Genomic DNA, 14,365 nt, shown 5'->3' with positions numbered 1-14,365 from the left:
TTACATATAATGGGGGTCTCAATGATGGTCAAGTCATTTCGTATGAAAGCTTTGATTGCGGGAGCTGCGGTGGCGGCGGCTGTTTCGGCCGGCGCTGTTTCTGATGTGCCCACTGCCAAAGTGCTTCAGCCGACAGCTGCTTATGCGGCGGAAACGGTGTTTTCTCAAAATAATGGAGCATCTGGCTTTTTGCCAGGAAGATATGATGTACAAGCGATGGCGCCTGCCATGTTTAACTGGTCACGCGAAAGCCGGTTCGCCGGAAATACAGACGGGACGCTGAAATGGCAAAACGACATCAGAACGACTCCGCAAAATGGAGCGGGGGCTGTGATTGACGGAGACGGCACAGTATATCTTCATTCCAGAGACGGGGAAATGAAAGCCTTTAATCCAGACGGCTCAGTCAAATGGGTGACTGGCAATCTTGGAAAAACATATACGCAATCTCCTGTACTTGGGACCAACGGCGTTATCTATTTGGCATCCTATGACAAAAAGATTTATTTTATTGACAAAGAAACGGGAGAAATTTTAACAACGGTTCCGTTAAGCGGCGGGCCAAGCTCTGAAACGGTGATCGGTTCAGACGGGACGTTGTATTTCTCAACACTTGATAATTATGTTCACGCGATCAAACCGACGTCAAAATCAACCTGGACAGAGCGCTGGAAGTTGAAAACAAATGGTGTCGTCAGCTCTGTGCCGGTGCTTGCCAAAAACGGCACCGTGTATGTCGGCACATATAATTACGTGTTTTATGCGATCAACTCCGGAACCGGACAGGTGAAATGGTCCAGAACGACGTCAAATGCGTTTAAAGGATATCCGGTGATTGATAAGGACGGAAACATTTATGCCGGCAACCAAGATGGACAGCTGTATGCCTATACATCAACAGGCAGTTTGAAATGGACATTCCCGTTAAACGGGTTCTCCAGCTCATCTCCTGCGATTGATCATAATGGCAATATCTACATCGGCTCAGGAAGCGGCGAGCTGTTTTCCATCAGCAAAAACGGGGATATGAACTGGTCATTCTACACAGACGGCCCTGTCAGAACGGCGCCGCTGATTGACGCGAAGGGAACGGTTTATTTCGGGTCAGATGATATGAAGGTTTATGCGGCAGACGCAAACGGCAATGAATTATGGAGCTATCAAACCGACAGCAACGTCGTGTCTTCTCCTCAGCTCGCTGAGGACGGAACGCTTTATATTGGAAGTTATACGAAGCTGATGGCTTTTGGGAAATAGTAAAACAGGCTGGCGAGGTTAACTCGGCAGCCTGTTTTTTGATCAATCAAGATATTTATTTTTATAGACAACTTTTGTCCCGCAAATATAATCGTGTAATGCCAGTTTAGAGGGGAAAGCCGCCATAATGTAACCGATATACAAAATTCCGGATGGTATGTAAGCGAAGAAACGGCCGAAGCTGTGCCAAAAAGAAATACGCTCACCATGCTGATTGACAACGATGATGCCCATGAGTTTTTTTCCCAATGCTGCTTGCATGTTTGAAGAAGTCAGCAAGCTATAGTAAAATAGCGAAAATAAATATGATGGCCAAAACAGGGATTGTGCCAATGATCAACATGAAAAACTCATATTGGGCTTCTGACATGTGTGTACCTGCCGCATCAATGAGTGGCAACACAATGAAGGTGTTAATGAAAATCATAATGAAAGAGAATATAGCTATAATAAATACATCAATAATAGAGGCGGCTGCCCGAATCCAAAATCCTGCTGGTTTTTCCATGTATCATTTTACTCCTTTGAAGTTTTCTGGGATATTATACGTTAGAGGCTGCAGGGTTTGGTCTCGTAGTAAAAATGGTATTTTATCACTTTTAATCTCTTTATTTAGGTGATATAAAGATAAAAAAAGAACCTGCAAGATGATGCAGATTCTCTTCGTTACGATTATTTGGAGGCTTGAATAAATACACCCTTCTCATGAGAAAACTCTTTGAATCCGTATACCCCATGATAGGAGCCGATTCCGCTTGTGTTTACGCCGCCGAATGGCAGGTTGACGTCACTGAAATGGACGACGACATCATTGATGGTGGCATTTCCTGATGTCGTGTGCTGAAGGACGTTGTCAATCAGGTCTTGGTTTTTGCTGAACACATAAAGTGCAAGCGGTTTATCGCGGTCATTTACGTAATCGATGACCTCGTCGATGTCTTCATAGTTCATCATTGGCAGGATCGGTGCGAAGATTTCCTCCTGCATGATTTTCATGTCAGGCGTGACGTTTTTCAAAACGGTTGGCGAGATCGTGCGGTCGCTGGCATCGAATACGCCGCCGAACACCACTTCCGCCCCTTTTTCGATGGCATCGTCGAACAGATCTTTGACGCGGTTGAAGTTGCGGTCATTGACGATCTGCGTAAATTTGCTGCGGTCTGGGTTATGATCATCCTCCATAAATCCAGCGTTGACGACTGTTTGTAAAATCCCCGCGAACCGGTCCTGAACGTCTTTTTTAATGAACAGGTAATCAGGTGCGATGCAGGTTTGGCCGGCGTTTACGAATTTCCCGACGGCGATCTTTTTCGCTGCGTCCATCAGATCGTATTCACTGTCGATAATCGTCGGGCTCTTGCCGCCAAGCTCAAGTGTGACAGATGCCAAGTGTTTGGCAGCCGCTGTCATGACGATTTTCCCGACATTTGTGCTTCCAGTGAAGAAAATGTGGTCGAACGGCTGATCAAGTAGTTCGGTTGCCACCTCAACCTCTCCTTCAAAAATCGCGACTTCTTTTTCATCAAAAGCGTCTCTTATCACTTTAGCGGCAATGTTGCTCGTGTTCATCGTGAAATCGGACAGCTTCACAATCGCGCTGTTTCCGGCTGCGAGAGAAGCGGCAAGCGGCGCCATCGTCAGCATAAACGGATAGTTCCACGGGCCGAGGATGAGTGTGACGCCTTTAGGCTCGTACATAAGAATTCCGTTTGCGTCAGGGCTTAACGATGAACCGACTTCTTTAGGCGCCATCCATTGTTCCAGGTTATTCATATTATCTCTGATCGCTTTTTTTGTTCCTTCGATTTCCGCTTTTTTGACCTCGTGATATGGTTTGCGGACGTCTTTGCGGATCGCTTCGATGATTTCTTCTTCATGTTCGATGACGGAATCTAAAAAGCGTTGAAGCTTTTCTCTCCGCTGTTCCGCTGTTGAAGCGCGCAAGGCTTTTTGCTGTTTTTTCTGAAGCTGAAAGACACGCTGGATGTCGTCCTTTACTTGCTGTTCCATTGTAAAATCCTCCTCATTTGCTTTCTTCTTTTCTCGGACCTATTATAAGGTGGTACCTTTTCTGTAAGAAAGACAACGGTGAACCATCTATACGTTACCGTACATATATCGAAGATCTGTCTAATGATTGGAGGTGTCTTTTGTGCCGGAATCTGCCGAAGCTCAAGTGAAAGAGGCGCTGCTGGCTTTATTGAAAGAAAGAGATATTCAACACATCACAATGAAAGAAATCGCTGAGAAGGCCAAAGTGAGCCGCGGATCGCTCTACCTTTATTATGAGGATAAGTTTTCAATCATTGAGGATGTGATCGAAGACATGAAGGAAGGACTGGGCAAAGCGCTTTTTGACGCCTTCAGTCATATGGATACCCTTCATTTGAACAAAAAACGGCAAACGGTGCATCCGACGCTGTCCTTTGTTCATGAGCATCGATCCTTTTTTTCTGTGATGATGAACAGAGGGCATTTCCATCGTTTTTTTAGGGATGTGTTTCAGCAGGATGTGCTGCTGACTCCGGTCCATGTGAATTTGACGCCGATCGAACGGGAAATTTACGGACATTACCGGGCCTTGTACACGTACGCGATTATCCTGTATTGGCTGAATGAGGATGCGGCCGCGACTCCGGAAGCTATCAGCCAAAAGGTATGGGAGCTTGTTTCTCAAAAGAGATTTTATTGGCTGTTTGGACAAGCTGTGCCAGGAGAGCGAGAGAAGGACAAGCAAATCGACAGGCGTGTGGTTCGAACGAGAGAGGCGCTCCAGAAGGCATTTCTGGACGTGCTGGCGGAGAAAAAAGACTACGCAGCCATCACAATTTCGGATATTACCCGGAAAAGCAATATCCGCCGTGCAACCTTTTATGATCACTATGCCAATAAGGAGGAATTGCTCCAAACCATGATACAGCGATCATGTGCGGAGATCATTGATCACCTGACGATTGCCTCAAGTCCGAATGAGCTTTCCTTCGAAGAAGCGGAGGAGGCGCTCGCCGGCCTGCTTTCTGCTTTAGACCGCATGCCTATTGTCCATTTGCTCAATCGGGACTGGGTTGTTCCTCATGTGATACCCGAGTTGCTCAAAGCGTTGGAATCATTTTATCTGCATCAGCAAACTAATATTCCTGCGGAGAAAAAGCTTTATGCCTATTATGTATCGGCGATGATTATCGGGCTGATATTGTATCGACTCGATGAAGGGAAGGCGCATGCGCCGGAAGTGCTGGCGAGGAAGTTTTTGCAGTTTTTGGATGTGAAGAAGTATAAGGTTGTATTGCTATAAACGAGAGAAACCAGCCAGTGGCTGAAATGGAAGGCCGGAGAGTAACTTCAGTATGTTATGAAAAGAAAACCTAAGAGAGGTAACGTTTACAGGATATAAATTTGCCCGGATAGTCAGTCCGGGCTTTGTGTCGTTATGTCACTTGGTCTTGTGAGTTTCTTTCTTTTCTTTCAAAGTGAAATTTAAAAATAGAAGGGCTAAAAGAATTAGCGCAATGTTCACCGACCAAGATTTCCAGCTTGAAGTAGGATCTAAAATCGTATTGAAGAGCAAGTGAATGATAGAAGAAAATGAAAAGAGTAAAAATAATAGTTTGTTTTGCGACATAAATTGCTTGACCTTTCTGTTGAAAATTTAGTTGTAATTATAGCATAATTACATAAAACAAGAAATAAATCCACAAAAATGAAATTGCATAATAGTTTATTTTGAGTGGTTCACTTATTCTAAGTACATTATTTCAGACCGGTGAGTAACCCATAAACAGATTGCCTCTGTTGGATTTATATTTATTATATTATTGTAAATGTAGTATTTCTAGTAGATAATCAATGTACCTTTTAGAATCCACTATAATTGATACATCGGTCTGCATTCCATTTTTTAAGTGTAAAGTTGATCCGTTATCGTTCATAACTTTATTTTTCTCTATTGTGCTTTCAGCAATATAAAATTTTTGTCCGTTTTGATCACTAATACTGTCTGGACTTATTTTTGTAATGACACCTTTGATGGTTTGATTTGTATTTTCAATATGGAATCTTACTTCATCTTTTTCATTAATATTTGTGATCTCATGACTCGGAATATAAATATTAGCTTTAAGCTTCTCTTTATCAGGGATAATAGTCAAAATAGCAGTGCCTGCTTGTAAATTGTCACCTGGAGATATATTTGTTAGTACATTAACATAGCCGTCACTTTCTGCTTTTATTTTATATTTTTCTAATTGTAAATCTATCATCTTTAGATCATCCTCTTTTGATTTAAGAGTGGTCTGAAGATCTGTTTGCTTTTGAGATGTCTGATTTAGCAAGTTTGTTTTGAGCTGTTCAATAGAAAGCTTATAATTTGTTTCCTCTGAGTTATCGGAATCACTGTCAGAATCGTCACTTTTAATTGAACTGTTAATCTCATCAAGAGATTGATTTAATTCGTCTTTTTCTTCACTTAGTTTTACTAACATATCTTGTTTTAAACTTTCAAGCTGTCCGTTCAAGTTCTCTTTCTGCTGTGAAAAACGGTTTTTATCGAGCTCATCTTTCATCTTCCGTAGATCATCAAGCTGCTGCTCTACATTTTGTTTGTTAGTTTGATAACTATTATAGTAAGAACTGTACTTATCATCCTGTTTGGCAAAGGATTTATTGTTTTTAATGGAGTCTTGCAGATCAGAAATTCTTTGAAGCTTTAGTTTGACTTTGTTTTTTGTCTTATCCAGACTATCTTTTATGCTTTCTTTCTGCTTCTTAAGTTTTTTCTGCTGAGTTTTTGCATTTTCTTTTGATGACTCTAACAAAATACTTTGTTTTTCGTACGAGAGATATTGATCTTGATAACCCCAATGATCGTCCTCACTGAATAAATTTTTGTCATTTTCAATACTTTTTTTTAGAGTTTTGTTTAACGCAGCTTGTTCTTTTAAATCTTTGATATCTGCTTTAACAGCTTTTTTCTGCGCTTGGATTTCCGTATTGTCTAGAGTTAATAGAGTATCTCCCTTTTTCACCTTATCAACCTGTTTAATGTCAACTGTTTTTACTTTGCCGGCTATCTCGTTTGTTACGTTGCTGTTAGGCTTTGTATATTGGATGTCAGCTGTCGTTTTTAGAATCACTTCTTTCTTTCCATAGAAACTAAAAACAATACATGCAATAAGTAAAGCTATCAGTATATATGTAAAGAAAACACCAATTGGTTTGGGTTTTGATTCATAGAATTCTCTGCTATCCTTCAAATCATGTAAATTGAAAAAGTTACGTTTCATCTAAATAGTCACCATCCCTCTGGATGGCATTTGGTTCTCCCACAACTCATAGTACTTGCCTTTTTTCTTCAATAAATCATTGTGGTTCCCATACTCTATGATTTCTCCATTTTCCATGACAAATATTTTGTCACAATTCATAATTGTACTCAAACGGTGAGCGATTATAATCGTAGTTATACCAACAGTCTGATCGTATATCATTTTTGATATTCCCTGTTCGGTAGTCGTATCGAGATTGCTTGTTGATTCATCCATTATGAGAATGTTAGGTTTTCTTAATAATGCTCTGGCAATTGCGAGTCTTTGCTTCTGGCCTCCAGATAAATTAGACCCGTTTTCCTCTACGAGAGTATCGTATCTCATTGGTAAATCATTGACAAAATCGTGTACATTTGTTTGTTTGCATACTTCTATAATCTCTTCAAAGGTAAAACTGCCTGAGTTACCGAGCAGAAGGTTTTCAAAAATGGAACCCTGTATAAAGTGAGATTCTTGAGGGATATAACTTATACTTTCTCTTAATGAATGAGCATGAATATCATTGATATGATAACCATTAATTAAAATATCACCAGACTCAGCTGTATAAAATTTCATTAAGAGCTTAGTTAGAGTAGATTTTCCGGAACCGCTCTCTCCAATAAAAGCGACTTTCTCCCCTTTATCTATACGTAGTGTAATATCTTTTAGGATTAGTCGCCGAGTACCATATCGAAAGTTAATTTTAATAAATTCAATTGGGCCATTAATAGACCCTGGCGTTGTTATTTGAGCATCCTTATCTTTTATTTCGTGTTCTACTTCTAGTATTTCTCCCAGTCGTTTAGAAGCAACAGAAGCTGACTGGAGTTTCGATTGAAGGCCTATTATGTTCTGTAAAGGATTCAAAAAATATGTTAACAATGCATTGTATGTAATGAGCTGACCTATTGAAAGAGTTCCTTTCATCACTTGAGTTGAACCAATCCACAATATGAATGCTCCACTTGCTAAATCCAAAAACATTTTAATAGAATTTTGAAGATTATCGATAACTCCATGCTTAAAAGCAGAGCGCAAATATTTCACAAATCTCTTTTCTGTCTCATATGACATCATATATTCAGCATTATATGCTTTAATTGTTTCAATACCGTTAAGTGTCTCAACTATTTTTGAAGTCAGCTGAGCATTGTTTTCCATTTCAGTATTGTTGATGGATTCATATGGCTTCATAAAAAACCAAACTGTAAGAACATAAAATGGGATAAAAGCCAATGTAATTAAAAATAAAGTTGTATTTTGTAGATATAAAAAGATGCCTACCATTACAAGCATTACTGTATCAAGTACTACTGATAGAGAGGCGCTAATAATAGCATCAATTACTTTGCTAGCATCATTAAATCTAGATATAATCTCCCCGATCTTTCTAGTGCTAAAAAACTTCATCGGTAAGCTAAGTACATGTTTGAAATAACCAAACATTATTGAAATACTTAATTTTTGGCCCAATAATATCATTAAATATTGCCTAAAGGCTGTTAAAAGGACTTTAAATAAGTACATAATGATGAGGCCGAATGAAAGTATATGTAACGTGCTATTCAATCTATTTGGTAAAATCTCATCAATGACCGTTTGAAAATAAAAAGTCCCCATAATACCGAAAACTGTAATGATAAAGGATGCTAAAATTGTGTGGATGATCAATGATTTTTGATGAAGTATTAATTTGAATATATCACTTCGTATAGTACTGGTCTCTACATGGATCTTATATGTTTCAGAAGGAGTCAGTAAAATTAAGATTCCTGTCCAAACCTCTAAAAATTCTTTTTTTGTGTACTTAATGATTCCGCGGCCAGGATCTGCAATGATAATCTGGTCTTTTGTAATTTTATGAATAACAACATAATGTAATAATTGTCCATTAAGAATGATATGTGCAATAGCCGGCAGTGTAAAGGGTTCTTCTAAAGCTGTTTTGTCAGCTTTTACTCCTTTTGCTGAAAAGCCTAATTGTTCAGCTGCTCTGACTAGTCCAAGTGCGCTTGTGCCTTGTTTATCTGTTCCCGCAATATCTCGAATTTTATTTATTGATAATTTGGAGCCGTAATGCTTCAATATAGTGGCTAGACAAGCTGCTCCACAGTCTTTTTCATCAATTTGTTTTACATATTGGTACTTTTTAAAGAACATCTAAATACTCCATGATTCTAATTATTTTAAAAAAGAAAGACAATCTGTTAATCAAACAGATCGTCTTAAGTTAAGGGATTTTTAAGCCCCTTTATATCCTAAGTAACCACCGATGGCTCCTCCAACTACAACACCAGCGGCAACTCCCCATGCTCCACCTAGTCTTCCATATTTCGCGCCATTTTGGGCCCCTTTTACTACACCGCCTAGTATAGCTCCTCCTGTGAGTCCTCCAGCTACACCATCACCATAGCCTGAACCCCCTTCTACTAACTCAAGCTGATTATCAGATAAGACTTCAAAACTTTTATTTTCTAAATTATTCATATGTATATTCCCCTAACATTGTATTATTTTCTGTGATCCAAAGCGTAACCAATAGCGTATGCAGCAGCTCCATAATGAGCCCCAACAAAAGCGCCCGCTGGACCACCAAACATTCCTCCGATTGCAGCTCCATCAGCAGCAGCAAATAGAGTATTCTTCGTAACATTTTGCCAGTTTCCGCCTTCCACTTTTTCTAATTCTAAATTAGATAATTCTTTCATAAATAACCCTCCTTTTGTACTGGTTTCCTAGTTATTCTAGTATAAATTATTGGTAAAATCAATATCATTTACTATATTTTTCTTTGGTAATTAACTTACTTTTAGATGATGAAGATGTTGGAGTTTATTTAATTTCTTTTGGACAAACGACTTGACTTTAAATGTATATTCAAGAGGATAAATTGGATTATTACTATAATGTTCTAATAATCTACTGTATAAGATTTTTGAAATGCTAATCCTAAATTCAATAAAAGAGGGCAGATTTCTATCCACCCTCTCTTAATGAATCATCTGAATTTTATTTCCACTTCTCATCAATCAGCATCTTCCCAGGCCATGTATATGCCATGATGCCGCCGTCTGCGGTGATGTCTTCTCCTGTAACGTATGAGCTGTCGTCTGACGCGAGGAACAGCGCTACTGTTGCCATTTCCTTCGGCTTACCGAGGCGTCCGAGCGGCGTGACCCATTTGTTGGCTTCGCGGAATGTTTCACCCATTTCCTGTTCTTTGGTGCCTGCTAATTTGTCAATCAGCGGGGTTTCGATCGTACCCGGCGAAATGGAATTGACGCGGATGCCGTCTCGTGCGTAGTCGATGGCCATCGCCTTTGTCAGGTTGGTGATACCGCCTTTTGCGGCGTTATAGCCGGAGCGGTCAAGATCCGCGGCACGGCCTGACATGGAGGAGGTGTTGATGATAGAGCCTCCTTTTTCGAGCATGAGCGGAATCAGATATTTGCTGCAAAGGAACGTGCCGCGCAGGTCAACAGCGATAATGCGGTCAAACAGGTCAACCGGATATTCATGCACCTTTCCGCCCTCCTGATCAACGCCGGCATTATTAAACAGAATATCAATCGTTCCGCATGCATCCTTGATTTGATCAGCAAATGCTTTCACACTGTTTTCATCTGACACATCGAGGTAAAAGGATTCGGCCTGTCCTCCGTTTTTTCTGATTGCATCCACTGTTTCTTCCATTTGATCTGTATTGATATCTCCGATGATCACGCGCGCGCCTTCATTGGCAAAAACCTCTGCCGTCGCTTGACCAATGCCGGTCGCGGCGCCTGTGATCACTGCTGTTTTGTTTTCAAGTCTTCCCATGATACGAGACCTCCTTTTACTATTTGTCTTCCCGCTATGTGCAGTCATAAACATGCGAGAAAAGGAATGCCAGCATATGTTAAGATGGATTAGAAATTGTTGGGAGGTTTGCAAGTTTGAAGGTACAGCATAAGAAGGAGCTCACATTTTATTGCTTCGTGACCATTCCAGCTGCATTTGTTGTGCTGACTGTCATCTCTTTTGTTTTGCGAGAGATTACGTTTCCGGTGACTGCAAGCGCATTTCTGAATGCTTCATGGCATAATCTATTGTTTTTGATACCGTTCGGTTTGTTTTTCTACCCGGTGCATATATGGATGAAGCGGGAGTTTGGCCGCTGGAATGACACAGAAAAAAAGAGAGGATGATGAAGCCTCTCTTTTTTATGAGAATGAGTGAGAAAAAGAGTGAAAACAAATCCAACTAATGTTAAATTTACATATATATGCATCTATCAATCTAATTGACAATTGTCATCTTATGTGATAAATAGATGCTGAAAAGGGTTTACATAATGGTAAAGGAGCGATCAAGAGTGGCAAAAAAAGAGTTTAAAGCAGAGTCTAAACGCTTGCTGGATATGATGATTAACTCCATTTATACCCAAAAAGAAATTTTCCTGCGCGAGTTAATCTCCAATTCGAGTGATGCGATTGACAAAATCTATTACAAAGCGCTTACGGACGATGCGCTTACGTTTGATAAAGACAGTTACTACATAAAGGTCGCAGCTGACAAAGATGCGAGAACATTAACCATCTCTGATACGGGGATCGGAATGACAAAGGATGAGCTTGAACAGCATCTTGGAACAATTGCAAAAAGCGGTTCCCTCGCGTTTAAAAAGGAAAACGAGCTGAAAGACGGACATGACATTATCGGGCAGTTCGGTGTCGGTTTTTACGCGGCATTTATGGTTGCCGATGTCGTGACAGTCATCAGTAAAGCGCTTGGCAGCGAAGAGGCTTATAAATGGGAGTCTGCGGGTGCAGACGGCTATACGATTGAGCCGTGTGAAAAGGATTCTGTCGGTACAGACATTATCCTGAAAATCAAAGAGAACACAGAAGATGACAGCTATGACGAGTTTTTAGAGGAATATCGTTTAAAAGCGATCATCAAGAAGTACTCCGACTTCATTCGCTACCCGATCAAAATGGATACAACCATTAATAAGCCGAAGGAAGGCAGCGAAAATGAATTTGAAGAGGTGCAGGAAGAGCAGACGGTCAACAGCATGGTGCCGATCTGGAGAAAAAACAAAAGCGAGCTGACAGATGAGGATTATGAAAAATTCTATGCTGAAAAGCATTACGGGTTTGATAAACCGCTCACACACGTTCATATCAGTGTGGATGGAGCCGTTCGCTACAACGCGATTCTATTCGTCCCTGAAAACATGCCGTTTGACTACTATTCCAAGGAATATGAGAAAGGCTTGGAGCTGTATTCCAATGGCGTGCTGATCATGAATAAGTGCGCAGACCTGCTACCGGACCACTTCAGCTTTGTGAAGGGCATGGTCGATTCTGAGGATCTGTCGCTGAATATTTCCAGAGAAATGCTGCAGCATGACCGCCAGCTGAAGCTGATCGCGAAAAACATCAGCAAGAAAATCAAAAGCGAGCTGCAAAGCCTGTTGAAAAAAGACCGCGAGAAATACGAGACGTTCTACAAGTCGTTCGGCAGACAGCTGAAATTCGGCGTGTACAATGATTTTGGCGCGAATAAGGATCAATTGAAGGATCTCCTATTATTCTACTCTTCAAAAGAGAAAAAACTGGTCAGCTTAGACGAGTATGTTTCCAGAATGCCAGAGGAGCAGAAATTCATTTATTACGCGACCGGTGATTCTTACGACCGCATTGAGAAACTGCCGCAAACGGAAATGGTGGCAGACAAAGGCTATGAAATCCTCTACTTTACTGAGGACATCGATGAGTTTGCAATTAAAATGCTGGCTTCTTATCAGGAAAAAGAATTCAAGTCCGTATCAAGCGGAGACCTTGGCATAGACACGGATGAGGATCAAAAGCAGTCCGAGGAAGAGGAAAGCAAGTATAAGGATCTGTTTGAGGAAATGAAAAACATTCTGTCAGACAAAGTGAAAAACGTCAGAATCTCAAAACGGCTTAAATCACATCCAGTCTGCCTTGCTGCTGACGGCGAAGTGACAATTGAGATGGAAAAAATCTTAAACGCGATGCCTGACAGCCAAAATGTGAAGGCAGAAAAAGTGCTGGAGATCAACCCAAATCACGAGGTATTCCAAACGCTGCAGGACGCGTTTGAACAAGATAAAGAGAAGCTGAGCCTGTACACAAACCTTCTGTACAATCAGGCGCTTCTCATCGAAGGCCTGCCGATTCAGGACCCTGTGGAATTTACGAACAATATTTGCAAGGTCATGGTGTAAACAGAAAAAGGAATCGTCCCATAAGGAGACGATTCCTTTTTTTTATAATGTACGCTCATTCAGCATTTGGTTTTGGGTGCTTTTCTTCTTTTTAAACCGGTTTTTCAGGCTTGCTTCAATTTCCTCCAAGCTTTTCCCTTTGGTTTCCGGCACCATGTAGAAAGCGAAGAAAAATGAGAGAAGACAAATGACTGAGAAAACCATAAAGACCCATGCGATGCCCATTGCGCTTAGCATCAGCGGGAAGACGAGCGACACGATCAGGTTAGCTGCCGATAACACCAAAGTCGTGAACCCTGTCGCGGCTCCGCGCGCTTTGGACGGGAAGAGCTCAGGCATGAGCACCCACACTACCGGACCCCATGTCGCCTGGTAAAAGACGATATAGACGCCGAGAAAGACTACTGTCATCCACGCTGTTGATGCGGAAAGCCCCAGTGTCAGGAGCACGCCTGATAAAGCAGCAAGGCTCAGTGTGATGCCGACACTTCCCCAGATCAGAAGTTTTTTGCGTCCGACACGGTCAATTAAGATCATGGCAGTGATACACATGATGACGTTGAGGATGCCGATCCCCATTGTGCCGAGCGCCGAAGCTGATGTGCCAAGACCGGCCTTCGTAAAAATGGTTGGCGCGTAGTAGATGACCGTGTTAATGCCGACCGCCTGCTGGAAAATGGCAAGGCCGACGCCAATCAGAAGCATGGGGCGAATCCATTTGGCTTTCAGCACGCCAAGTGTCGTTTCTTTTTTCTCCGCTTCCCCTTGCTTCATCTCTGCCAATTCCATTTCGATGTCTTTGGGGTCATGAGTGATGTTCATGATGCGTCTCGCTTCTTCTTCACGGCCGCGCTTCACGAGCCATCTTGGCGATTCCGGCATGAACGCGATGCCGATTAATAGAAGCACGGCAGGCACTGCGGCCAGACCGACCATCCAGCGCCACGCTTCAAACGGTGTGAACAGGTAGTTCACAATATAGGCGAGCAAAATTCCTGTGACAATCATTAAGTTGTTCATTGTGCCGAGTGTACCGCGAATTTTTGTCGGTGCCATTTCGGAAAGATACACGGGCACAAGCGCCGTTGAACCGCCGACGGCCAATCCGAGTATCACCCTAGATGCAATCAGCATGCCGATTGTTTGAGAAAACGCGCAAGCGAGCGCACCGATAATAAAAATGATGGAAAGGACAAATACAACCTTTCTCCTGCCCCAGCGGTCTGAGCATGTGCCGCTCAAGGCAGAACCGAAAATCGCGCCAAGGAGCAGCATGCTGACAACCAATCCTTCTGTCAATGTCGTTAAAGGAATATCGTTATTGATAAACAGGAGTGCTCCGGAGATAACACCTGTATCGTAACCATATAGCAGTCCCCCTAAAGCGCCGAAAAAGTAGATCATATATTTCCTTGTGTCTTTCTTCACAAATGTCTCCTCCTCAGTTGTTGAGCCAATGAGTATCTAAAAATATGTAACAAAGTTAATAGATTAGTACCCATTTCCTATCTCATTTGAAACATTTGTTTTGAAAAAACGGAAACATTAAAGCCAAAAGAGATGATCA

Annotated in this window: 13 protein-coding genes; 4 read left to right on the top strand and 9 right to left on the bottom strand. The window is 41.5% G+C overall.

From position 1 onward, the window contains the following. Nucleotides 1-24: 24 nt before the first annotated feature. On the top strand, nucleotides 25-1,257 hold the full coding sequence (locus KXZ66_RS21020; protein WP_042976896.1) for an outer membrane protein assembly factor BamB family protein: 1,233 nt from the start codon (nucleotides 25-27) through the stop codon (nucleotides 1,255-1,257). 42 nt (nucleotides 1,258-1,299) lie between these two features. On the opposite strand, the gene KXZ66_RS22720 is transcribed toward KXZ66_RS21020, so the two are convergent. The 3 genes from KXZ66_RS22720 to KXZ66_RS21010 all read right to left on the bottom strand — a co-directional run bounded on the left by KXZ66_RS22720 (nucleotide 1,300) and on the right by KXZ66_RS21010 (nucleotide 3,267). Further along, complete coding sequence (locus KXZ66_RS22720) at nucleotides 1,300-1,536, bottom strand: RDD family protein (protein WP_257475324.1); 237 nt, start codon at nucleotides 1,534-1,536, stop codon at nucleotides 1,300-1,302. A 1-nt stretch (nucleotide 1,537) separates the two neighbouring features. Further along, entirely contained in the window at nucleotides 1,538-1,765 is a 228-nt protein-coding gene (locus tag KXZ66_RS22715; RefSeq protein ID WP_250540147.1) for a hypothetical protein, read from the bottom strand. A gap of 164 nt (nucleotides 1,766-1,929) precedes the next feature. Continuing rightward, the gene (locus KXZ66_RS21010) at nucleotides 1,930-3,267 is read right to left on the bottom strand and encodes an aldehyde dehydrogenase family protein (RefSeq protein WP_219144733.1); all 1,338 of its coding nucleotides are present in this window, start codon (nucleotides 3,265-3,267) and stop codon (nucleotides 1,930-1,932) included. Nucleotides 3,268-3,409: 142 nt separating this feature from the next. On the opposite strand from KXZ66_RS21010, the gene KXZ66_RS21005 reads away from it, so the two are divergent. Continuing rightward, nucleotides 3,410-4,552 carry a TetR/AcrR family transcriptional regulator gene (locus KXZ66_RS21005; protein ID WP_219144732.1) on the top strand — a complete coding sequence of 381 codons (1,143 nt, stop codon included), beginning with the start codon at nucleotides 3,410-3,412 and terminating at the stop codon, nucleotides 4,550-4,552. 517 nt (nucleotides 4,553-5,069) lie between these two features. Here KXZ66_RS21005 and KXZ66_RS21000 read toward each other — a convergent pair. The 5 genes from KXZ66_RS21000 to KXZ66_RS20980 form a co-directional block, all read right to left on the bottom strand. Further along, on the bottom strand, nucleotides 5,070-6,539 hold the full coding sequence (locus KXZ66_RS21000; RefSeq protein WP_219144731.1) for a beta-barrel domain-containing protein: 1,470 nt from the start codon (nucleotides 6,537-6,539) through the stop codon (nucleotides 5,070-5,072). Then, entirely contained in the window at nucleotides 6,540-8,723 is a 2,184-nt protein-coding gene (locus KXZ66_RS20995) for a peptidase domain-containing ABC transporter (RefSeq protein ID WP_041850311.1), read from the bottom strand. It abuts the gene before it with no gap. An 81-nt stretch (nucleotides 8,724-8,804) separates the two neighbouring features. After that, nucleotides 8,805-9,050, bottom strand: coding sequence for a Blp family class II bacteriocin (locus KXZ66_RS20990; RefSeq protein ID WP_040081239.1), 246 nt, complete (start codon nucleotides 9,048-9,050; stop codon nucleotides 8,805-8,807). A gap of 23 nt (nucleotides 9,051-9,073) precedes the next feature. Then, nucleotides 9,074-9,271 carry a Blp family class II bacteriocin gene (locus tag KXZ66_RS20985; protein ID WP_040081241.1) on the bottom strand — a complete coding sequence of 66 codons (198 nt, stop codon included), beginning with the start codon at nucleotides 9,269-9,271 and terminating at the stop codon, nucleotides 9,074-9,076. Between the two features lie 301 nt (nucleotides 9,272-9,572). Next, a complete protein-coding gene (locus KXZ66_RS20980; RefSeq protein ID WP_219144730.1) occupies nucleotides 9,573-10,382 on the bottom strand; it encodes an SDR family oxidoreductase in 810 nt (269 codons plus the stop codon). Nucleotides 10,383-10,498: 116 nt separating this feature from the next. On the opposite strand from KXZ66_RS20980, the gene KXZ66_RS20975 reads away from it, so the two are divergent. Further along, the gene (locus tag KXZ66_RS20975; RefSeq protein WP_219144729.1) at nucleotides 10,499-10,750 is read left to right on the top strand and encodes a hypothetical protein; all 252 of its coding nucleotides are present in this window, start codon (nucleotides 10,499-10,501) and stop codon (nucleotides 10,748-10,750) included. 167 nt (nucleotides 10,751-10,917) lie between these two features. Continuing rightward, nucleotides 10,918-12,798, top strand: a complete 1,881-nt coding sequence (gene htpG / locus KXZ66_RS20970) for a molecular chaperone HtpG (protein ID WP_003243561.1) — start codon at nucleotides 10,918-10,920, stop codon at nucleotides 12,796-12,798. A gap of 42 nt (nucleotides 12,799-12,840) precedes the next feature. Here htpG and KXZ66_RS20965 read toward each other — a convergent pair whose 3' ends face one another. After that, nucleotides 12,841-14,226 carry a sugar porter family MFS transporter gene (locus KXZ66_RS20965; protein ID WP_219144728.1) on the bottom strand — a complete coding sequence of 462 codons (1,386 nt, stop codon included), beginning with the start codon at nucleotides 14,224-14,226 and terminating at the stop codon, nucleotides 12,841-12,843. Nucleotides 14,227-14,365: the final 139 nt, after the last annotated feature.

The sequence above is a fragment of the Bacillus sp. LJBS17 genome (genome assembly GCF_019334685.1).
GTDB lineage: Bacteria > Bacillota > Bacilli > Bacillales > Bacillaceae > Bacillus > Bacillus subtilis.
Note: the sequence above shows the minus strand (reverse complement) of the source record. Positions and strands in the feature narration are given on the sequence as shown.